The organism is Alistipes onderdonkii (assembly GCF_025145285.1).
Classification (GTDB): Bacteria; Bacteroidota; Bacteroidia; order Bacteroidales; family Rikenellaceae; genus Alistipes; species Alistipes onderdonkii.
On record NZ_CP102251.1, the window covers coordinates 1,522,768 to 1,546,341 of the forward strand.

12 protein-coding genes are annotated in these 23,574 nt (G+C 60.3%); 5 read left to right on the plus strand and 7 right to left on the minus strand.

Annotation, left to right across the window (positions count from 1 at the left end; translation table 11 throughout):
- Positions 1 to 29 precede the first annotated feature (29 nt).
- The 4 genes from NQ559_RS06330 to NQ559_RS06345 all read left to right on the plus strand — a co-directional run bounded on the left by NQ559_RS06330 (position 30) and on the right by NQ559_RS06345 (position 9,200).
- On the plus strand, positions 30 to 4,082 hold the full coding sequence (locus tag NQ559_RS06330) for a hybrid sensor histidine kinase/response regulator transcription factor (RefSeq protein WP_018695659.1): 4,053 nt from the start codon (positions 30 to 32) through the stop codon (positions 4,080 to 4,082).
- A 222-nt stretch (positions 4,083 to 4,304) separates the two neighbouring features.
- On the plus strand, positions 4,305 to 5,027 hold the full coding sequence (locus NQ559_RS06335; protein WP_018695658.1) for a hypothetical protein: 723 nt from the start codon (positions 4,305 to 4,307) through the stop codon (positions 5,025 to 5,027).
- A 16-nt stretch (positions 5,028 to 5,043) separates the two neighbouring features.
- Positions 5,044 to 7,305 (plus strand): hypothetical protein, encoded by a 2,262-nt coding sequence (locus NQ559_RS06340; RefSeq protein ID WP_018695657.1) that lies wholly within the window; start codon positions 5,044 to 5,046, stop codon positions 7,303 to 7,305.
- Between the two features lie 92 nt (positions 7,306 to 7,397).
- Positions 7,398 to 9,200 carry a glycoside hydrolase 5 family protein gene (locus NQ559_RS06345; protein ID WP_018695656.1) on the plus strand — a complete coding sequence of 601 codons (1,803 nt, stop codon included), beginning with the start codon at positions 7,398 to 7,400 and terminating at the stop codon, positions 9,198 to 9,200.
- 191 nt (positions 9,201 to 9,391) lie between these two features.
- On the opposite strand, the gene NQ559_RS06350 is transcribed toward NQ559_RS06345, so the two are convergent.
- The 7 genes from NQ559_RS06350 to NQ559_RS06380 all read right to left on the minus strand — a co-directional run bounded on the left by NQ559_RS06350 (position 9,392) and on the right by NQ559_RS06380 (position 22,309).
- Positions 9,392 to 11,023, minus strand: coding sequence for a DUF6377 domain-containing protein (locus NQ559_RS06350; protein WP_018695655.1), 1,632 nt, complete (start codon positions 11,021 to 11,023; stop codon positions 9,392 to 9,394).
- Between the two features lie 96 nt (positions 11,024 to 11,119).
- Positions 11,120 to 13,360 (minus strand): TIM-barrel domain-containing protein, encoded by a 2,241-nt coding sequence (locus NQ559_RS06355; protein ID WP_018695654.1) that lies wholly within the window; start codon positions 13,358 to 13,360, stop codon positions 11,120 to 11,122.
- Between the two features lie 76 nt (positions 13,361 to 13,436).
- Entirely contained in the window at positions 13,437 to 14,942 is a 1,506-nt protein-coding gene (locus NQ559_RS06360; RefSeq protein ID WP_018695653.1) for a calcineurin-like phosphoesterase C-terminal domain-containing protein, read from the minus strand.
- Positions 14,943 to 15,015: 73 nt separating this feature from the next.
- Positions 15,016 to 16,701: a RagB/SusD family nutrient uptake outer membrane protein gene (locus NQ559_RS06365; protein ID WP_018695652.1), complete on the minus strand. Its 1,686-nt coding sequence runs from the start codon at positions 16,699 to 16,701 to the stop codon at positions 15,016 to 15,018.
- A gap of 19 nt (positions 16,702 to 16,720) precedes the next feature.
- Complete coding sequence (locus NQ559_RS06370; RefSeq protein ID WP_051087680.1) at positions 16,721 to 19,708, minus strand: SusC/RagA family TonB-linked outer membrane protein; 2,988 nt, start codon at positions 19,706 to 19,708, stop codon at positions 16,721 to 16,723.
- A 42-nt stretch (positions 19,709 to 19,750) separates the two neighbouring features.
- Entirely contained in the window at positions 19,751 to 21,295 is a 1,545-nt protein-coding gene (locus NQ559_RS06375) for a BACON domain-containing protein (protein ID WP_018695650.1), read from the minus strand.
- Positions 21,296 to 21,325: 30 nt separating this feature from the next.
- Positions 21,326 to 22,309 carry a BACON domain-containing protein gene (locus tag NQ559_RS06380; protein WP_230317642.1) on the minus strand — a complete coding sequence of 328 codons (984 nt, stop codon included), beginning with the start codon at positions 22,307 to 22,309 and terminating at the stop codon, positions 21,326 to 21,328.
- An 827-nt stretch (positions 22,310 to 23,136) separates the two neighbouring features.
- Between NQ559_RS06380 and NQ559_RS06385 the strand changes: the two genes are divergently transcribed.
- Entirely contained in the window at positions 23,137 to 23,574 is a 438-nt protein-coding gene (locus NQ559_RS06385) for a DUF1893 domain-containing protein (RefSeq protein WP_033395188.1), read from the plus strand.

The window sequence follows — 23,574 nt, forward strand, 5'->3', positions numbered from 1 at the left end:
ATTTGTCGTAGCACCTTAAATTACGACCGATGAAACACCTTGCTGCCGGACTGTTGCTGTTTTGCTGGCTGCCCCTGTGGGGACAGGTCACGAACCTCCATTTCACCAACCTCTCGATCGACGCGGGACTGTCGGACAAAATGGTTTTCGCCGTGGCACAGGACAGTACGGGGCTGATGTGGTTCGGGACGGCCGAAGGGCTCAACCGCTACGACGGCTACAATTTCGAAACGTTCCGCTACAACCCCGGGGATTCGACGTCGGTCAGCGCCTCGTTCATCAACTGCATACACCTCACACGCACGGGCGAATTGTGGATCGGCACCGAGAAGGGGCTCGACCTCTACGACCCCGTGACGGAAAGTTTCGTGAAATACCATGCGGACAACGACTCGCTGCGGCTGCTCAACAACCTGCGCATCCGCTGCATCCACGACGATCCGCAAGGGGTGATGTGGGTCGGGACGCTCGAAGGGCTGATCCGCCTCGACCTGCGGAAACGCTATATCAACTATTTCGTACTGGTACCCGATGCATTCGACCGGATGGCCAACGAAATCCGCAGCATCTGCGCCGACCGGCACGGGATGTTGTGGCTCGGCACCTTCGACGGGCTCTACCGCTTCAACCCCACGGACAACAGTTTCGTCCGCTATGAAACCCGGAGCCGGAAGCTGCCCAACGACACCTACAACAACCTGGTCAACGCGCTGTATATCCCGGAGAACACCCCCGACCTGCTGTACGTCGGAAGTTCCAGCGGCCTGGTCGTCCTCGACATCCGGCATCCCGAGCAGCCGCTCGGCACCCTCCGCGCGGAAGACGGCGGACTTACGGACAACGACATAAAGAGCATCCTCAGCTACGACGATACGCACCTGCTGCTCGCAACGGCCGACGGGCTCACGCTCTACGACACCCGCAGCTGTCGGGCCAGCGCCTATTACAGTTCGCTGTCCGACCCGACGTCGCTGCCCAACAACTCGCTGCGCACGCTTTTCCGCGACCGGCAGAACATCGTCTGGATCGGCACCGACAGCGGACTGGCCAAACTCGACCTCAAACGCAAGAAGATCGACTGCGTCCGCCTGACCAACGACAGGAAAGGGGCCGAACGCAAAGTCATCGTCAACGACCTGCTCGGAACCCCCGACCACAGCCTGTGGCTCACCACGAACGAAGGCGTCCTGCGGTACGACAGCACGCGACGCGACGCAGGATACACGCGTTACATGGCCGACAAAGGGGTTTCGCACAGCATCGCCAAGCGGCTTATCCGCGACAGCCACGGCACCCTGTGGCTGGGAACCAACGACGGGATCGACTACTACGATGCCGCGCGCGACCGTTTCGTACGCGCCGAGCACTCGAACCAGAACTTCTCGCTCAAATACATCTACGACATCAAGGAGGACGCCGACCACGACATCGTGACCAACATCAGCAGCGGACTCTGCTTCATCACCCCGCATTACCGCCCCGACGGCGGTATCTCGCACCTGAGCTACAAGACCCGGCTCATCAGCGGCATCATCAACTCGGACAACTGCGACATCGGCTATTTCGACGTGGATGCAAAGGGCAACATCTGGTTCGCGGCCACGCAGGAGGGGCTGTTCAAATACGAAAAGCGCAACGACCGCTTCATACAGTACAAGGTGCGCACGGACGACCCCCGCAGCCTGATAAGCAACCGCATCTACACCATCCACGTTGACCGTAAGGGGAATGTGTGGACGGGCACCGACCGGGGCCTCTGCAAACTCGACCCGGCGAGCGGGCAGTTCGAGCGTTTCGACAACGACCTCGACCTCTCGCAGTCGATCCGCACGCTCACGTCGGACAGCCGCGGCCGCATTTGGGCCGCCACGACCAACAAGCTCATCATGTACGACCCGGTGCGGAAAAACAAGATCGTCTGCGACCTCAACCGGGATCTGAGGATCGACGAACTGATTTACAACAGTTTCTTCATCGACCCGCAGGGCCATATCTACATGGGCGGCGACGGGGGCTACATCCGCTACCACCCCGACGCGATCCTGCTCAACGAGGACAAGGCGCCGACGGTCGTCACATCGTTCAGCCTGTGGAACAAGGAGGTGCGCCCCGGACACCGGATCGGCAAACGCGTCGTACTGCCGCGCTCGATCCTGCACAGCGACCGGCTGCGGCTGCGGCACAACGAAAATTCGTTCCGTTTCTACTTTTCGCTGCTCAACTTCGCATCGTCGAACAACAAGTACGCCTACCGGCTGGAAGGGTACGACAAGGAGTGGCAGATGACGGGCGGCACGCAGAACTACGCCGCCTATTCGAACCTCTCGCCGGGCAGGTACCTCTTCACGGTCAGGGGCTGCAACTCCGACGGGATATGGAGCGACCGCACGGCACGGATCGAGGTGCGCATCCTGCCGCCCTGGTGGCTGAGCTGGTGGGCATACCTGATCTACGGGGTGCTGGTCGCCGTGGTGATCGTCGTAGCCTACAACCTGACGCTCACCAAAATGAAACTCCTCTCGGAACTCCGGCTCGAAAAACTCGAACGCATGAAGACCGAAGAACTGAACCAGGTCAAGATGCGTTTCTTCACCAACGTATCGCACGAATTCAAAACCCCGCTTTCGCTCATCCTGGGCCCCATAGAGAGCCTCGGGGAACAGATCCGGGACAAGCGCCAGCTGGAGCAGCTCTCGCTCATGCGGCAGAACGGCGAACGGCTGCTGCGGCTGATCGACCAGATCATGGATCTGCGCAAGTTCGACAACGGGAAGATGAAACTCAACCCCAGCACGGGCGAGTTCGTGTCGTTCGTGCACAGGATTTACGCATCGTTCGCCTACCAGGCGCAACGACGGGGCATCGACTACGATTTCGAAACCTCCGAACCCGAGCTCACCTTCCAATTCGACAGCGACAAAGTCGAGAAGGTGCTGTACAACCTGCTTTCCAACGCCTTCAAGTTCACGCCCGACAACGGACATATCGGCATCACGGTTTCGCTGCGCCGCAGCGACGAAGGACGGTTCGCCGCAGTCGAGGTGTCGGACACCGGGATAGGCGTCACGGAGGCCGACCGGGAACATATTTTCGAGCGGTTCTACCAGGGCAGCAACCCGTCGTTCGAGTCGATCCGAGGCACGGGCATCGGGCTGATGCTCGCTAAGGATTTCGTCGAGCTGCACGGCGGCACGCTGACCCTGGAAAGCGCCCCGGGCCGGGGCAGCGCCTTCACGTTCACGCTCCCGGTCGACCCGGCGGGGGCGGCACCCGCCAGCGGGACGGCAGATAGGCAGCCCGAAGCGGGATCCGCCGAGCGCAACCCGAAGGTGCTCATCGTCGAGGACAACGAGGACATGCGGAATTTCCTGCGCATAAACCTCGAAGAACAGTACGAAATATACACGGCACACGACGGCAACGACGGGTGGGAGCAGATCCGAAACATCTACCCCGACCTGGTGGTCAGCGACGTGATGATGCCCGGCATGGACGGCTTCGAACTGTGCCGCCGCAGCAAGGCGGAACTGCTCACCTGCCACATCCCGTTCCTGCTGCTCACGGCCAAGGGCGATGAGGAGAACCGCGCAGAGGGGTATTCGGCAGGCGCAGACGGGTATATCGCCAAGCCGTTCAGCATCAAGACGCTGCGCACGCGGGTCAACTCGCTCATCGAGCAGCGCATCAAACTGCGCGAACGATACCGCCAGAAGCTGCTCACCGACCCTTCGGAAATTCAGATCGAATCGGAAAACGACAAGTTCATCGACACGCTGGTCAAGGCCATCGAACAGAATATCGACAACTCCGAATTCGGCATACAGGAGCTGTGCGAGATTTCGCGCTACTCCTACCAGCAGGTTTACCGCAAGGTCAAGGCGCTCACCGGGGAGTCGATCAACGAATTCATCCGCACCGTGCGGCTCAAACGGGCGGCGCAATACCTCGCGCAAAGCGACACCCGCATCTCGGAGATCATGTATAGCGTAGGGTTCAACTCACACTCCTATTTTACCAAATGCTTCCGCGAGCATTTCGGGCTTTCGCCCAAGGAGTATGCCGAAAAACACCGCAGGAAATAGCCCGAACCCGCAGGGACGGAGAGGCGGCCGGACACGGATCCGGCCGCTTTTCCGTTTCCAGCCCCCGCACGGGATCAAGACGCATGGCCCCTCCGGCCGGGCAGGGAAGGCAAATGGCGGAAACGTAATAGTATTTGATAATTCCGGGATAATTTAAGTCAGGCGGGCGGACTATTTTTGTTATACCGCACCACGGGAGAAACAACCTAAACCTGATAAACTATGAAACAATCCTTACTCATTTGTGCCGCGGCGGCGCTCCTGGCCGGAAGTTCCTGCTCGGAGCAGGAACCCTTCGACGCCGCGATGCCCGTCCGGCTCAGCGTCGCAGGCATCAGCCCGGGAAGCCGGGCGGCGGCGAACTACGCGGCGGACGACTACTTCGGCCTTCGGGGAATGGCCGGGGCCTCGGTAAGCGTAAAGGCCCGGACAACGACCTATATCTATGCGGACGGGACATTGGCGGGCGCCACCCCGGACGACGTGCTCTACTTCCCGGTGGACGGAAGCGCCCTGGCCTCCGTCAAGGTATACTGGCCGGAGGAGGCCGTACGCCAGGCACAGGGCGGCGCCATCGCCAAAGACCAGCGGGAGAAGGAAGCGTTCCTCGCCGCGGACTGGCTTTCGGCCGAGCTGAAGGAGGTCGCCCCAGCGCAGGCCGTCGCCCTGACACTGGGGCACGAACGGCCGAAGCTCACATTCACGCTCGCCGGCACGATGTCGGGCAGCAGGATCACGGCGCTCTCGGTCGCCGGGTACGATGCCTACTGTGACCCTCAGACCGGTGATGCCCAGTTGATTATGCTGCCGGGTAATACGGAAATAGCCCCCGAAGCCATCGGCACCGTCACCATCGGCGGCCAGGAGCGTCCCCGGAACTTCGTCGTCAAGACGATGCCGGCCCTCAAAGCGGGGGAAAACCACACGATCGAGATCAATTTCTAATATAAAAGAGCCTATCATGAAACGACATATCCTCTATCTGGCCATGCTCGCACTGGGCACGGCAGCGACAGGATGCTCCGACGACGACACCGCAAAGGAGGGCCGGACGGAGCCTACGACGGTGGAAAGCATCTCCATCCGCACCCAAATGGCCGAGGTTTCACGCGCCCAAACCGGAGACGACGACCCGACGATGGGCCCGGCATCGACCCGTGCGGGGCACACGATGACGGTGACGCTCGGCAGCGGCAGCGAACGCATGCAGGCCACGTATGAATACGACGGCGGCAAATGGATCCCCGCCGGAGAGGCGGTCGTATTCCCCGACAACAAGCGCCAGCCCGTCGGGATCATCCTCAGGAAGGAGGGCACAGCCATCCAGGACGGTACGGCGCAGGGACTTATCGACGCCGACCAGCTGGGGTGGGACAACCCCGCCCAGGTACCGCTGCGGGAGATGGCCAACGTCCCGATGCGGCACCTGAAGACCATGGTGGAATTCGAACTGGGCACGATCGCCGCCACGGCGCTCACGGTCGACGGCCTCAAAGCCTGCCACGTCGGGAACGGCAACAAATGGCAGGCGATCATCGAGCCGTCGACACCCGGGTTCAGGGTTTCGGTCATGGTCAACAACACCGTCAGCACGACGGAGGTCAGCGCGGCGGCATCCCCCACCGACGGGGTGTTCCTGGCCGATTACCGCTACACGGTACCATTGGTATTGAACGGCAGCGAACTGACGCTGGGAACCATCGGCGTGGGCAGTTGGGACGAAGGAGCCGGGGGTACGGCCCAGGGCATGACCCCGACGCATTACCGGATCGAAGGGCTGGAAAACCGCACCATCGAAGTTTACCTGGCCGGGTCGGACAGCCCCACGCAGATCACCCTCAATGCAAAGGGCGAGGCCATGCAGCAGGCCGGGGTTCCGGTCGGCATCGTCGCCAGGATCGCCTGCGACGGCACGCAATACGAGATCGGGCGGGAGGAAAGCAGCCAGATCAGCCTCCGGATCGTCGACGGGAAAGTAGCCTTCCGCGAGGCGGACGACAAAGGCTTCATCCCCGTCAACACGATCGCCGAACTGAAGATGATCGACCTCGACGACGCCAGCCGGGGGCGCAAATACCTCCAGCAGGGCAACATCGACCTGCTCGACGCCGAGTGGACGCCGATCTCGAAACTGGAGGGCATCTATGACGGCGGCAACTTCACCGTCGCCCGCCTCAGGGTTTCGCTCGGGAACGGAAATGCCGGGCTCTTCGCAGCCAACGGCGGGACGATCCGCAACGTCGTGATCGCCTCGGCCAGCGCACTCAGGGGGCAGTGGCATGCAGGCATGGTCTGCGGTGAGAACACGGGAACGATCGAGCGATGCACCAACCGCGCATCGGTGACTGACGGCGGCAGCAACACGCTGGGCGGCATCTGCGGGTACAACAACAACGGCACCGTATCGGAGTGCCTGAACACGGGCACGCTGACCATCGACGCCACCGTACCGTCGGACGGCACGGGCGGCATCGTCGGCTACTGCGGCAAAGGGACGATCACGGGCTGCGGCAACACGGGCGGCATCGGCGGCAAACCCAGCAAGACGGGCGGCATCGCGGGGCAGGCCGACGACTGCCAGATCGCCGACTGCTACAACACGGGCGACCTCGTCCTGCCGTGGGGCGCAGGCGACAACAACGGCGGCATCGCGGGGCTCACCTACAATGCCACGCTCATCACGCGCTGCTACAATACGGGCACCGTCACGGTCGAAGGGTCGCAGGCCGGGGGTATCTGCGGCCAGCTCAACGCCGGGGCGACGATCAGCTCGTGCTACAATGCGGGCAAGGTGGGTGCCAAGTGGAATTCGGGCGGCATCGCGGGCCAAAGCACCGACGCCGAGATCATCGCCTGCCACAACGACGGGCTGATAGAGAGCCAGACCTCGGGATGGGCCGGGGCAGGCGGCATCTGCGGGTTCCACAAGGGAACCATCACGGCCTGCTACCACATCGGACAGGTGACGGGTGACAGCGCCATCGGGGCGATCGTCGGCGAGCACAATTCGGGCAACATCTCCCACTGCTACTGGAACGGCGACCTGGAGGGTATCCCGGCAGGCGGCGGAGGCAGCCAGACCGGAAATGCGAAATTCGGCGCCGCATGGCCCCAGCCCTCGACGCATGAGGCATGGCGAACCACGGCCGAAACCCCGGCCGCCTATTGGCGGACGCTGGGCAGCGCGGGCGGCGGCTACCCCAAACTCGCCTGGGAAAAATAACGCGGCACGGCACCCCGGCCTTCTCGCAGGCCGGGGTGTACGGGATTTAACCTATATTTGAAAACGGAACGAAACCAACAAAAACCCGAACCATGATCAAGACACGCTTTATCGTTGCAATAGGCCTGCTGATGACACTGGCCTGCTGCTCCAACTCCGGAACCGACCAGACCCCCGACCCCAACCCGCCCACGCCGCCGACGCCACCCGCGACGGGGGATTACGTATCGGTACAAAACGGGAAAATATATGCGCCCGACGGCGGGGAGCTCTCGTTATGGGGCGTCAACTTCCAGCCCTGCCTGAGCTGGGAATACAACGACCGCCTCAAGAGGCACGGGATACCCCAAACGGCCGAGGCGCTGAGACGCGTGGCCCACAACAACCTCGAAGAGGTATCCAAACTCAAGGTTTCGGTCATCCGCTGCCACCTGACACCCGCCGATTTCACCGATGCGGAGGGCAACCTGGTCGAAACGCCCTACCTGGACGTGCTGGACTACATGGTCGCCGAAGCTGCCGAACGGGGTATTTACATTACGCTGGCCCTTATCAACCACATGGGCAGCGGCTACGTGCCCAATTCGGTATTCATGACCGCTGCCCGCCAGGAGTGGGTACACGACAAGGAGGTCGTCCGGAAATCGAAAAACTACGTCCGCCAGCTGCTCACGCGCAAAAACAACTATTCGGGGACGACCTATGCGGCCGAGAAACACATCGCCCTGTGGGAGCTGATCAACGAACCCGAAGCCTTCAGCTATACGGACATACAGTCCAACCCCGCCGCCTACGCCGATTTCCAGTCCTGGGCGGCCGGCAACGGGCAGCAGGACAACGACGCTTCGTATGCGGTTTTCCGTGAGGAACTCATCCGGGATTATATCGACGGCATGTACGACGTCATCCGGGAGGCCGGGGCGCAGCAGCCCGTCGTCTGGAGCCACAACTGGCACCGTTACCGCAACGGCAACCCGGATATTTTCAAAGGCGCCCTCGCCTCGAAGGCCGAAGCCGTGGCCTGCTGCAACTATCCGGGGCAGGATCTCGTGCCACAGGACTACTGGAGCAATCCCAAAGACCTCACGTCGCAGGATTATTCGGGCTGGTTCAACCAGTATTTCGACGACGTGAACGGCTACGGGTGGCTCCTGCTCCCCGAATACGCCGGCAAGGCGAAAACCGTCTACGAATTCGAGACCTTCTTCAACCAAAGCGCCTATCTCTACCCCATACAGGCACAGTATTTCCGGGCGCTGGGCGTGCAGTGCGCTTCGATGTGGACTTACACCATGCAGGAATACGCCCCCTACCACTGCGGTTCGCATTTCCTGAGCCTCACGTGCACGCCGAAAAAAGCCGCCAGCTTCATCGTAGCCGGCGAAATCTACAAATCCACCCCGCTGGGACAGATGTATGACCGTCTGGTCAACGAACAACTGGGCAGCAACTTCGCCATCTCGAAAAGCCGCGACGTGAGCATCTTCTCCTCGCCGGAAAAATTCTACCACTCGGGCGACGTGACGCAATGGTGCCCGCTCAATGTCAGCGACGGGGTCAGGAGCATCGTCGGCGTAGGCAGTTCGCCGCTGGTGACCTACACCGGGACGGGCATCTACTTCATCGACGAGCGGGACGGCGAACTGTTCGTCACGCTGGAACCCAACCACCGATGGCTCCGGGAGCCGTGGGACAGCCGACTGCAGACGAAGGTCAGCGCGCTTGACTACGACACGCCGAACACGATGAGCATCGGGCTCAAGGCGTGGAAAGAGGGTAAATATACGCTCTACCGCATCTCAGACGGCAGGCGGCAGAAGGCAGGCGTCCTCGACGGGCTCGGCGGGATGTCGCTCACGCCCGGCGACTATGTGATCGTGCGCGGGGAAGAGTAAACGCCGGGATTGTGCCGGGCTTGCGGCAGGAGTGTGCCACCACCTTGCGGCACACTTCGTCGGGAGCCCGGCAAAGACCCGGCGGAATTCCGGCTGAGGCTCGGCAAAAGGCCGTCAGAAGCTCGGTAAAGGCTCGGTAAAGGCTGGGGAAAAAGCCCTCAGAAGCCCTTCGGGAACCCGCCACCGACCCGTCAGAGGCCGATAAGCTTGATCCGGGTCTCGAAATCGCTGCGTGAACCGAGGGCCGAATTGCGCAGCTTGGTGCGGTAGGTATAGACCGTCGCCGAAGCGCAGTTGAGGAAACCGGCGATGCGGCCGCTGTCGGTAATGCCGAGGCGCATGACGGCCAGGATACGCAGCTCGGTAGGGAGCGTCCGGTCGGCCCGCACGGGGAACCGCGCCGGCTCCTCGAGCAGCGCATTGACCTGTTCGACGAAATCGGGAAAGATACCCAGGAAGGTCTCATCGAAGATCCGGTAGAAATCGCGGTAGTCGCGGTCGACGTCCGACGGCGAGCGCAGCTTGCGCATCAGCGCCTCGGAGCCTTCGGACTTTGCGGTTTTGAGCAGCTCGCCCCGGTATTCGCCGACACGGCCGAGGTACTGCGTGGCCAGGAGCATGTAGCGGAACACATAGTTGTCCTTGATCTTGTTGGCGTCGCGCAGGCAGTCGTTCAGTTGCCGGAACTGTTCGTTGCGTTCGCTGAGCTGGGCATTGACCGCGGAAAGCTGGGCGTTGGTACGCCGCTGCCTGGCATGTTGCCGCAGGGTATGGATGAGCAGCAGCACGATGATGACGAACAGCCCCATGAAAATGTTGATCATGACGGTCAGGATACGGCTGCGCGAATTGATGCTGTAAACGACGGCCTGGTTAATGATCATCTCGGCCTGGCTGGAGTGGAAGATACGGGTGTTGTAATTGCAGGCAAGCATGTCGGCCATCGTACACTGGATATAGCGCGCCGCACGCTCCATATCCTGCTGCTCGAACATCAGCAGGGCCAGGTTATAGAGGGAAAGGTACTCCCTGACGGGAGTTTGCAGGTCGCAGATCGCCGCCGTGGCGAGCCAGTATTTGTGCCGTTCGACGTCGTCGAGCAGATAGCAGGCGTTGGCGATATTATAGGCGATACGGGCCAGCGTGCGGCTGTTGTATTTCGCGGGGTCGTAAAGCGGCAGCAAAACCTCCAGGGCTTCGTCATAACGCTTCTGATCCATCAGTTCGAGGGCGTACATCCGCTGCCGCGTGACATGGGAGTGGCCGTCGAAACCGATCCGGGTGTGGCGGAGCCGGAAAAGCGAATCGGCATAGGCCTTCCGCCGCGCCTCCGACCCGTCGCCCGAAGCGAGCCGTCCGAAGACCACCATCTGCTGGGTATAATAGCTGGCCCGCATCCGCCGGGTGATGCCGACCGTATCGAGGGAAAGGATCCGTTCGTAGGCCTCTTCGATGTTGTTGCGGGCGATCAGCACCGAAACATCGCATGTCGTCGAAAGGAATTTCATCTCCCGGCTGCCGGTCGCGTCGGCGTAATTGTGCATCAGCCCCACGTAACGGGCGGCCGTGTCGATATTGTAAGTGATATAGGAATCGAACAGGCGGTTGGCCGTCTGCCAGCGCAGCGTGTCGTCGCCCGCGGCGCGGAGCACCCGGCGCAACGAATCGGCATGGCGGATGAAACGCTCTTCGTAAAGGTGCTTTTTCGCAATAACCCGATCCAGTTTATCGAATATCTGCTCGTTTTCGCTCTTATGGCAGGCACAGAGCAGGGCTACACCGGCCACAAAAACAAGGGGGGGGGAAATGTTCAGCTTTCTCATCGGCTCGACGGTTTGAATACAAATTTACAAAAAAAAACGGTTCCCGCGTCCACCATGGACACGGGAACCGCCTCCCGGACATCGGCTCCGGACGGATTACCCGAAAATTTCGATCTTCACCTCCTTGCGGATGTCCGTCGACGGGATCTCTATCACCGGGCATCCCAGTTGCCCGTCGGACACGGGCTTCACCGTACGGCCGTTGACCTTCACCCGGCGGAACTCCCCGGCGGCGGGCAGCTGGAGCCGGTAGGCGCGGCGCGGCACCTGCCCCCGGTAGCTGCCGGCGGCGGGACGGACGGTGACGGTCGTCACATCGCCCGCACGGCGGTAGTTGAGCTCTGTGGTGGCATGGATGCCGCGTTCGTAATCGCGGCTCAGCCCGTCGTCCTCGTAGAGCGTATAGGTATTGTCGGCATCGCCCGCCGAGGGGTAGACGCGCAGGACGAGCGTCGTGAGCGGCGTCGAAGCGGGGCGCGGCGTATAAGGCTGCATCGGCAGCACCCAGCCGCCCCGGACGTAGAGCGGGAACTCTTCGAGCGGCTTGGCGATGCGGCATTCCTGCCCGCCGTCGAACCGTTCGTGGGTGAAATAGTCGTACCACACGTCGCCGGCCGGGAACCAGACCTTCTGCGAGGCTGTCTTGTCCGCGCCTTCGCCCGGCGAAGCGATCGGGGCGGCGAGCAGGATATCCCCGAAAAGGAACTCCTGTTCGTTTTCATACGCGCGTTCGTCGCTGCCGTAGTCGATATACATCGGCCGGTTGAGCGGCACCATCGTCGAGTGGGTCTGCCATACGCTGCTGTAAATATAGGGCATCAGCTCCGAGCGCATGTGGTACATGCGGCGCATGGCGGCTGTTTCGCGCTCGCCGCTGATCCACGGACGGCGGTCGAGCCGCGCGTCTTTGGTCGAATGTACGCGCAGAGCGGCCGAGAGGGCGCCGAACTGCGTCCAGCGCACCGTCAGCTCGGGGTTCGGATCGCCGCGGAACCCGCCGATATCATGCGCCCAGTAGTAACAGCCCGCGTTGCCGCTGGCAGCCGTGAGCTTAACCTCGAAAGCCAGCATTTCCCAGTTGGCCTGCGCGTCGCCCGAGAACTGGATCGGATGGCGATGGTCACCCCAACCCGCCCAACGGCTGTAACCGGCGCCGCGCAGCCCCTTGCGCTCGGTCTGGCGGTAGTAGAGCTCGTTGATCCACTGCAACGACGTGGAGCGGTAGCCGCGCACCTCGGGATAGAGGTAGTTCTGCTGCCAGTCGAGCCACCAGAAATCGGCGCCCATATCCTCGGTGGCATGGTGCGCATGTTTGAAAAACGTCTCCATGTATTTCCGGTCGCCGAGGTCGAAAAGCAGCGGATGGGCGGGGTCGGCCCCCATGTCCGCCATAAAGGCGGCGTACATCTCCTCGTGGGGACGTATGCCGTCGTGGGGATGGTCGTTGAGCGACACGGTGACGCCGCGGCGGTGCACCTCGGCGATCAGCGCCCCGGGATCGGGAATGCGTTTGCGCTCCCACGTATAGCCCGTCCAGCTGCGGCTGCCGGCATGCCCGGTACCGATCCTGGCATCGTAGGTATGCCAACCCATGTCGAAGACAAGGTTGTCGAGCGGGAAATCGTTCTCCTCGTAGCCGTCGATGATCGAAAGGAACTCCTCCGACGTATAGTCCCAGTAACGACAGTACCAGACGCCGTGGATGTATTTGCGGGTCATGGGAACGCGGCCGCTGATGGCGCCCAAGTCGGCAAGGGCGGCCTTGTAGTCGTTGCCGTAGACGAAACAGTACTGATCCTGCACATGGCTTTTCGTATCGCGCGGGCAAAGCCAGCCGTCGACCAGCAGGTCGGAGCGTTCGTCGTCGATCACATACCAGCCGTCGCGGCTCAGCAGGCCGTTCTGCATGGGGATCTCCCCGGTAACGCGGTCGAGCGTCTCGACCGGGCCGCCGAGGTTGTTGCGGAAAATACAGCGGTTGGTGAACTTCTTCTCCTTGCCGTTGAGCTTGTAGTAGGCCGCAAAGTTATGCAGCCCGAACGGGAATCCGTCGTGTTCGTAGACGATGCGCAGGGCCGAGGTGGTGATCTCGTAGCGGTTCCCGTCCAGCTCCCGCACCCTGAACTCCGACGCGGGGAGCAGGCTGCCCCGGTCGTAAGCGAAATAGGTGGGGTCGTCGATGAATTTGCCGTCGTGTGCGAATTCGAGTCGGAACAGCGTCGGAGTGATGAGCGTCAGGCGGTTCTCACCGAAAACGAGCGGGTTGCCCGAAGGCTGTGCGACGGCGGAAAACCCGCCGCACAGGAAGAGCAGAAAAATCAGAAAAGGATGTTTCATGATCGGGATATGGTTGAAAAATTCTCCGCACCGTCGGAACGGGCAGTGCGGAGAAACGTGTTTGCGAAAAATGGATCTATTCGTTGCGGATGCTCTCGGTATATACGTTCCCGTAGGGGTCGGAAGCCCTCACCGTGACCGTTCCCCAAGACTCCGACGCGGGTTTGTAGTAGAACATGTGGTCGTTCTGGGATTCGGGTTCGGCCGTCGGACGGTGCTCGGGTTTGGTGTCGCCGAACATGAAATCGTAGGCGCGGCGATCCATTTCGTACCTGAGGTTCGAATCGGACGGAAGCGTTACCCAGCCGGCATTATCCTCCTGCACCTCGACCGTCCAGGTGGTATGCCAGTTGAAGATGTTTAGGATGAGGCCGTCGCGGTATTTTTCGGAAACCGCCTCGCCGGGGCCATAGAGGTACATCTGGTATTCGCGCGGGAAAGCAGTGCCCTTATAGTACCAGTTCCTGATCCGGTTGCCCTCGATCTCATAGACGGCGTAACCGCGGGGGCTGCCGTCGTTGCACAGCTCCTCGCCGTTCCAGTAGGCACCCATCACCGCTCCGAGCGTATTCTCCTCGATGGTTTCGGAAATCGTGGTCGTATAGTTGTTGTGCGAGTGTCCCGAAAGTATCCGGACATTATAGCCGTCGAGCAGGGCGTAAAGCTCCTTGTAATCGGCGACATGGCTCGTGGGACGGTTGCGGCGCGAAGTGGCGATATGCAGGCCGATGATGATGAGCTTGTCCTTGGGGACATATTTCAGATCCTGCTCCAGCCATGCCATCTGTTCGTCCGTGATGTCGGCGGTATAAGAGGACGAGCCGGTGTAGAGCACGTCGTCGAGCACGATGAAATGACAGTCGCCGATGTTGTAGGAGTAGTACGTGGGGCCGAACGCCGCCTCGAAGCTGGCATCGGCATCGGCATCGACGGTTATGGCTTTATTGTGATCGTGGTTGCCGATGACCTGGAAAACGGGCACGCCGATCTTTCGGATACGCTGCTTGTAAACCTCGTGGAAGGGCATGTTGTCCCAGACCAGGTCACCCAGCGAAATGCCGTAAACGGGGGTCTCCAGTTCCTGCTGCACGTAGGGGATCAGCAGGGGCAACACCTCCTCGTCGAGCATCGTCACCTCGTCGTCGCGGCCGATCTGCACGTCGGCCAGCGCCAGCAGGGTGAAACGCTCTTTTTTGCCCGTGCGTTCGAGTTTGAAGCTACGCTGCACGACGTCGTTGTCGCCCATGGCGATCTTCTTGTAGATCTTCGGCATGCCGTTCTCCACCGGGATTTCGTATTCGGCGGGGACGGAGACGAATACGAACGGGGCGTTCCGCTTCACGCGCATCTGGTAGATGCCCTGGGCGTCGGTGGTCGTCACCGTGACGCCGTCGCTCACGACCACGCCCTCGATCGGGCCGGTACCGTCGGTGACACGGCCCACGAGGTTCATGCCGGGCTCGGGGGTGATGTCCACCTTCTCGTAGAGGCTGCCGAGAATCTGGGCGCCTTCGTCCTCGCTGCAGGCCACGAAGCCGGTGGCCAGCAGGAAGACCAACAGATATTTGATGTATTTTATCATTTTTTCGGTTTTTTAAAGTTCATATCTTGCCCCGGGGCCCCGGACAGCCGGGAGCCCCCGGGATCGCCGGGGATCAATAACCGGGGTTCTGCTCGATCAGGTTGTTGGCCGAAATCGCCGAGTTGGGAATCGGGAACAGGTTTTTGTTCTTGTCGTTGAGCGGCGTATGATCCCACCAGGACTCCGTCACGAACTTGTCCCAGCGGATCAGATCCGTACGGCGGCGTCCTTCGCCCAAGAATTCGATCATCCATTCGTCGAGCATGCGGTATTCATCGAGGTTGTCGGCCGTCACGGGGTTGGGATCCACACCGCCCTCGAAGTTGCGCCCCCGAACCTGGTTGATCAGGCCGGCGGCCGTCTTCCTGTCACCGGCACGCAGCTCGCACTCGGCAAGCATGTAATAGATCTCCGAGAGACGGATGACCGGGCAATCGGGATTCCAGCGCAGCAGCTTGTCGTCGAGGTTGGGCTGAGGGGCCTTCACCAGGCGTACGCCCGAATTCTCCTCGCCGTCGGCCATCGTCGAGGTAAGCTCGGCGACGGAATTGTATTTGGTGCCCACTTCCGAGAAACGGGCGACCTGGTCGACCAGGTTGATCACCTTGCCGCTATACTCCTTCTGCCCCAGGCACTGCTGGGAAGGGTTGTTGGGGTTGGTCTGGTCGCCGACGAGGAACATGCCTTCGTATTTGCGGCTGCCCAGGTAACGGTAGGGCTTTTTACGCAAGTCCTTGTCGTTGAATTTCCGGTAGGGGCTGCCCAGCTTCCACTGCGTGTAGTAGCGTCCCTGGGGATCGAGCGACGGCGTGAGCATGAAACCGTTGTAGCCTGCGGTCTCGATACCGAAATATTCGTAGGCCGAATAATGGTAGAAATATTTGAAATACCAGTTCCACTCGACTTTGGAGTTCTCCGAAGGCACCGTCCAGATCACCTCGGGCGAGGTGTTGTTGTCGAAACAGTGGGGGCCGTACCAGGTCTTGTCCAGCTCGTAGGTGCCGTAGACACCGCCGATGATGTCGCGGCAAATCTCTGCGCACTCGTCGAAATGCTCCTCGCCGATGTAGGCCACGGCATTGAAATAGAGCTGTGCCAGCAGCGCCGCGGCGGCAGCCTGCTTGATGTAACCGTCTTCGGAAGCCCCGAGCGTCGTTTTCTTCGACAGGGCGGGGATGGCGTCCTTGAGCAGGGTTTCGATATGGGCGTAGGTCTCGCGCGCCGTGCTGCGGGCGCACAGGTCGTCGTCCACCGAGTAGTAAATGGGCATACCGCCGAAATAGTCGAGGCCGCGCATGTAGAAGTAGGCCGTGATGGCATTCAGCTGGTTGATGTGGTCGGCCTTGACGGCGTCGTTGAGCCCGATGGCGTTGTAATCGACCCCCTGGAGGTCGGACTTGGCTTCCAGGGCACGCGAAATGCCCCCGGTCGTACCGTCGTAGGTATTGACGACGAAGCGGTCGTCGGGCGACCAGGTGTGGTAATGCAGGCGGTAGTACTCGCCGCTGTTATACCAGTCGCTGCCGCGCTTGGGGCACACCATCTCGTCGGTGGTCAGCTCCTGGAGGTACCACCGGTCGGCACCGATGTACCATTTCCAGTGGGTGAAAGGACGGCAAAGCACGGCATAGGTGCTTTCGGGCGAGGTGAAGAACGTATCGGGCGTGACTTCCGAGTAGAACTTCTCGTCGAGGTCGCAGGAAGGCGCGCAGAGGGCGGCAGCCCCGACCGTCACGGCAATTATATGTTTCAGTTTCATAATGGTTCTCGGTTTGGAATTAGAAGTTTAACTGCACGCCCAGCGTAAAACGGGTCGTCTGCGGGTACATCGTCGAGGTGTTGTTGACATACTCGAAACCGGGGTACAGGCCGTTGATGTTGACCTCGGGATTGAGACCGTTGTAGTCGGTGAATACGGCCACGTCGCGGATGGTCAGGTAAAGTTTCGCAGACTGGATATAACGCGTCCACTTCCGCAGGTTGAACGTATACCCGAGGTTGATGGCGTCGATCTTGAGGAACGAGCCGTCGTCGAGCCAGTAGTCGCAGAGGATCTTCTCGTCCTTGATGTTGCGGTTGCGCGTGTAGGCCGACTTGAGGACGTTGAGCTGCGAATCGTTGGCCAGGCCGTAGTACATGTTCACCTGGCTGAAGACATCGTACCCGAGCCAGCTGCGCAGGAAGATCGACAGATCCCAGTTCTTGTATTTGAACGTGTGATCCCACGAGAGGATGACCTTGGGGATCGCATTGCCCACGAAATGTTTGTTCTCGGCCACGAGGTTCGACGTGCTGCCGTCGGTGGCCGGCACGATCTCGTTGTTCTTGTCGTAGATCATCCACTTGCCGTTCTCGTCGAGCCCGGCGTACTTGTAGATGAAGTACTGCCCCAGCTCGAGGCCGTTCTGCAGGCGGACGGCCGTACCCGGGTTGCCCGGCGAGGGGAAGGTCACTTCGTCGAGGAAGAACCCGTCGTCACCCATGCTCTTGATCTTGGTCTTGTTATGCGACAGGCGCAGGGTCGACGTATAGCGGAAATTCTTGCTGCGGACGATGTCCCCGCCCAGTTCGAACTCCCAACCCTTGTTCTCGAGGCTGCCGATGTTCTTCATGACCGTATCGTGTACCATCGGGGGCATCGGGGCATTGACCGAATAGAGCATGTCGTCGACCTGGCGGAAGTAGAGGTCGAACTTACCCCAGAGGCGGTCGTTGAAAAGTGAGAAGTCGAGACCGAAGTTGAGCTCGGATTTCTCCTCCCACTTCAGGTCGGGGTTGATATTGCGAATCGAACCGTAACCGGGCTGCCAGACCCCGTTGGTGGGCCACATGTCGTTGGCTTTGTACATGCGGGTCGTGTAGCCGTTCCCGAAGCCGTTGTTACCCGTGACGCCGTAACCCAGGCGCACCTTGAGGTCGCTGATCCAGCTGACGTCGCGCATGAACGCTTCGTTCGAGAGACGCCAGCCGCCCGAAACGGCCCAGAAATTACCCCAGCGGTTGTTCACGCCGAACTTCGAGGAACCCTCGCGGCGGAAGCTCACCGTAGCCATGTAACGGTCTTTATACGAATAGTTGGCACGCCCGAACATCGAGAGCAGGCGCTCGCGGGGATCCTTGTTCGAATCCATCGAGGCACGGCCGTCCGTGAGGTACGAACCCACGCCCATGTCCCACGGGCCGACGCCGTCGACCGGGAAATCGTAGTTCGACATGCTGAAATCCTCGCCGCCGGCCTGCCAGAAGCTGTAACCGGCCACGACGTCGAGCGTATGGTCTTCGCGGAATACGCGGTGGTAGTTGGCATAGGCCTCGACCGAAACGCGGTTGTCCTTGCTGAACTTGTGCGACGCACCGCCGCGGCGGCTGTTGTCGATCGACTCCTTGTGGTCATGCGAAACGTAGGTATATTCCTGGTACTGGCGTTTGTCGATACCCACGGTTCCCTGCAGCGAGAGGCCCTTCATCAGGTTGATCTTCACGGTGGCGTCGGCCAGCAGCCACTGGTCTTTGCCGTTCTTCGTGCGCAGCATGATGTCGGCCACGGGGTTGAAGCTCGTGCCGGAGATGCCGTTGCCGACCACGTTGTACTTGGAGGGGTTGGCCGGGTCGTAGAGCGGAATGGTGGGATTGAGGCCGAAGGCCATCTTGAAGATGCCCGACGAGTTGCGGTTGTCGCGCTCTGCCTCGCGGAACTGGGCGTTGGCGCGCACCTCGACCACGCCGTCGAAGAGGTTGAACCGGGCGTTGATACGCCCCGAATAGTCCTTGCGGTTGTCGCCGATGACGATACCCTTCTGGTTCTGGGCCATGAACGAAGTATAGACCTGAGCCACCTCCGTACCGCCGGCAATGCTCACCGTATGGCGCTGCGAAAAGGGCGCATCGTTGGTCAGTTCCTTATACCAGTCGGTATCGGCGCCGTAGTCCTCGCCCAGACCGTACTCGATATACTCGCTCGACGAGAGCAGTTCGGGGTACTTGCGGACGGTCTCGAACGAAAACTCGCCCGTATAGTTGGCCGTCACACTGCCCTGCTTGGCGCGTTTGGTCGTGATGAGGATCACACCGCCGGCGGCACGCGTACCGTAGATCGCACCCGCCGAAGCATCCTTCAACACGTCGATCGACTCGATGTCCTCCTGGTTGATCGCCCGCATGTCACCGCCCGGGATGCCGTCGATAACCACGAGCGGGCTCTGGCTGGCATTGACCGACGCGATGCCGCGCAACTGGAAATCATTGCTGCTGTTGGGGCTGGCGCTGCCCGAGATGGTAAGTCCCGGAACCTTGCCCTGGAGCGCCGTGGCGATGGTCGAACCTCCCATGCCGGCCGTCAGGTCATCGCCCTTGATCGAGGTGATGGACGAAGTCACCGACTTCTTTTCCATCGTACCGTAACCGATCACCACGACGTCCTTGAGTACCTGGCTGTCGTCTTCCATGACGATGTCGATGACCGAACGCGCCCCGACATTCACGGTCTGCTCGGCATAGCCGATGAACGAGAATTTCAGCTGGCTGTCAGCCGCGGCATTGATCGTGTAACTTCCGTCGATGCCCGTGGTCGTACCCGTCGTCGTGCCGACAACCACCACGGTGGCGCCGATCAGCGGCTCGCCGGCCGTGTCGGTCACCTTGCCGCTCACCTGACTGCGGCTTTGCGCCTGTGAGGACAACGCAGACGCCGTCAGCACCAGGCAGAACACGAAACGCAGAAAATACCCTGCATAGGATTTCCCCGTATCTGCAAATCTGTTTTTCATATCTTTTTCTCTCTTGTTTTTCATTGATTTGTCACCGCAGGACTATTCGGCTGCGATTTTCGTCATCTTGACATTGTCGAGGTACCAGCGGTAATAACCCGATAATCCCTGCTGGGTGGAGCGGATGACGACCCGGGTTTCACCCGTAATCCCGTAAAGCTTCACGCTCATAGGTGTCCATTCCCAATGCTCTCCGGGCGTCATCGGCTCGCTCTCTTTTCCCTGATCGCCGTTTATGCTGCCGGGGCCCTCGAGAATGGCGACTGTGACGGTTACCGCGTCGGGCTTGCCCGTACCGTCGCCGCCGATATTCGATGCGGCCACGAACGTCAGTTCAATATCAGTGGCCTGCCCCTCGGGAATCGCAAGAGCCGGCAGGATGATTCCGGTCTGCTTGTCGCCTGCACCCATTTTGAGATAATCCGAGCAGGCGTAAATCGTCCGTACACCGGGATTGAAATCGGTCAGCCCGGCATCGGAAAACGCTTTGTCTACTACGTATTTATCGTTCACCTTCGAGTAGATATTGACCGCTCCATTCTGCGTATGTTCGCCCACGCAGTCGGCACCTTTGAACTTCGAAGTCCAGTCGAACGGCTCGTCATAATAGACATAGCCGACCTCCTTGCCGTCGTCGTCGAAGAGCGAGTTCTTCGCATTCTGGGCGACCCGGACAACGGTCTCCAGGCCGGTGAGCGAGGTCAGTATCTTCACCTCTCCGTTGCGGGGCGCACCCGTGGTGTTCTCGCCCACGGTGAGCGTCACCTCGGTCTGGCCCGCATCGCCCGAAGCCGGGCTGGGCGTCAGCCAGCCGTCGGACTGAGCCGTCCATGCCTCGGCCGCCGTGACGGTGAAGGTAAGCGGCGTGCGATCCTCGTCGGAGAATCCGAACTTATTGACTAAAAAACTGTTGACGGAAACCTTCAGTCCTTCGAGATTCTGGGTGACGGTGACGGTCGCCGTTTTCGAATCGGCCGTAACGGTGAACGTACCCGTACGTACTCCGTCGGTCGTATTCTGGGCGATATCCAGGTCGATGCTCTCGTCTCCGGGAGCACCCGAAGTCTTGACAGGGGTGATCCACTTGCTGTCGTCGGCGACGGATATTTCCCAATCGCAGTTGGTGGAGATGAAGATCGCAGCCTTCTCGCCGGTTTCGAGCAGACCCGATTTCACGACGGTGATCTTCGCCGGCGTAACGGAAAGTGCATCGACCTTGAGTTTCTGCGTCACGGCTATCGTACGGCGCGTGCCGCCGTCGCCTTCGAAGATGATGAAACCGGTGCGGTTCTCGCCCGTATTGTTCTCGTCGATGGAGAGGAAAATACGCACGCGGCCGCGGTCGCCTTCGGTATGGGTGAGGTGGATCCACTCCTCGACATAGGAGGCACGCCACGAGCGGTTCGTACCCAGGTCGAAATTGACCATTTCCCCTTCGGTGGTGAGGCCCGTGTATTCGACTTCGATCTCCTGGCGGGTAACCGAGAGGAACGCGTCGGGATCAGCGTCGTCGCACCCCGCAAAACCGAGGCCCGAGACGAGCAACAGGGCGGATGCGGCCCTGAATAACATATGCTTGAAATTCATGTTGGTTCTGTTTATGATTATTGACACCTGTTAGTCGCGGGGAGCCTTGACCATCTTAATGTTGTCGAGGTACCAGCGGTGATAGCCCGACACACCGAACTGGGTGGAGCGGATAACGATCTGCGAGCGGTCGGTGACGCCGTAGAGCGTGACTTTCATGCTCACCCACTGGTTCCACGAGGTAACGCTCGACATGGAAAGCGACGCGCTCTGCTTCAGGGAGGGACTGTCGACCGTTCCGGGGCCTTCGTAAACCTCGACGGTCACCGCCGTGTCGTCGATACCGCGCAGTGTCATGCCGCTGCCCGTACCGTCAATCGAAACGACCGGAGCCGCGTCGAACGTCAGGGTAATCGTGGACGACTTGCCTTTCTCGATATATTTGCCCATGTCGATGGCAAGGCCGTTCTGCTGGTTGTTCTTACCCATCTTGAAGTAGTGCTTGGCCATGTAGAAGGCATTGCCGCCGTAATTGTACTCGCTGTACCCCATCTGCGTAAATTTGAGCTTGGCCGCAGCATGGTTGCGCACGGCCTGCGTGGAGCCCTGGTCGGGGAACTGCACCTGATCCTGGCCGCCGAACTGCTCGCACCACGAAAGGTCGTCGTCGAGATAAACATGGTCGATTTCCAGCCCATCGTCGGTATCGGGGGCAAGCGTCTGGGTCACGGTTACGGTTTCGGAAAGCCCGCCGCTCACGACGGCGAGGTGCCCCACACGGATAGCTTCCGTCTCGTTGGGCTTGACATCAAGGACGACCGACACACGGCCTTTCCCGGTAGGTTTGTCGACCGAAAGCCAATCCGCATCGGAGGTAATGGCATACCCCCGGTTGGCCAGCACATCCAGCGTCGCTTTCGACCCCGTACTCAGCGTACCGGTTCGGATGACCTCCACGCTGACTTTACTCACGGTGAGTCTGGCTGCCGCATCTTCCGCTTTATCCTCGACACAGGACGGAAAACAGCAGGCACAACCCATCAGAAGCAACAAGTGTAAAAATGTTTTCTTCATAGATTAGCAGGTTTAGTTTGTGATATTATGGATTAGGAATTTTTAAAAAAATTACAAATCGCAAGTCGGGAACACTGCGCAGCAACAAAAGTATCCATTTTAAAGGGGCAGGTAAAGAGCAACGACCGATAATATAGAAATTAAAATTTCGTATCTTATTGATAATAATTATTTTATAAATACACCGTACAGAATGTTATATAGATTCGGGAAGGCCGAAACCGGCATAAACGAGGCGATTCAGCACCGGTTTCAGGCCGGATCGAAGCACGGATTCCGCAGTTTCCGTCTTTTTTTCGAATTTCGCATCGAAATAAATCGAAACAAAACGATACATCCGCCGATCCGGCAGCCGGGAATCCGGCGACGGCCGCCGGACAAGGAAACGGTAAACCGAGGAAACCGGGACGCGGGGAAAACCGGGATGCGGGGAAAGCCAGGACACGAGAGCAGGACGGAGCCGAACGGAGGCCGCCGGATACAGCCCTCTTTCCGGACAACCCGGGTGCACTGACCCCTCCGAGCATCCCGGATGGCCCGAGGACCTCAACTTTCCAGGCGACGCAGGACACTCCGGAGACACCAATCTTCGGGACACCCCGGACTCGGGCAGGCACGGCCGACCCGAAATGCAGGCGCCCATGCAACACCCGGCACACCCGGAGTCGCATCGCGCAGGTGCGGACGCGGCGGGCATCCGGTAAAAATGGTAGCATGAACCGTAATCGGGGTAACTGATAGTAGGTCAGGACGTATTATCTTTGCATCATGGAAACGGCCGTTTCCCCGAAAGGCGGGGAGCGAAGGGACTTGCGACACGAACGAACATGACAAAAGAACAAAAAACACAGGCTATCGAATTGTTATTCGCAGAAAAATGCTCGTGCGTAATCCGCAACGGGGATTCGATGCGGATATTCCGCGAACGGGGCGTGGCCGACCTCTTCCGGCTGCTGCGCGAAGAGCCGCAACTGCTGCGGGGCGCTTTCATCGCAGACAAGGTCGTCGGCAAAGGCGCCGCGGCGCTGATGGTGCTGGGCGGCGTGGAGGGGCTTTTCGCCGACGTGGTGAGCCGCCCGGCGTTAGAGCTACTCGCCGGAGCCGGCATCGCGGTGGAATACACGGTCGTGGTGCCCGGCATCATGAACCGCGCCGGGACGGGCACCTGCCCCGTGGAACAGCTTTGCGCCGGGGCGGAGACGGCCGCCGAGTGCCTGCCGTTGATCGAAGGGTTCATGCAGAAAATGAAGGAACAACATGGATAG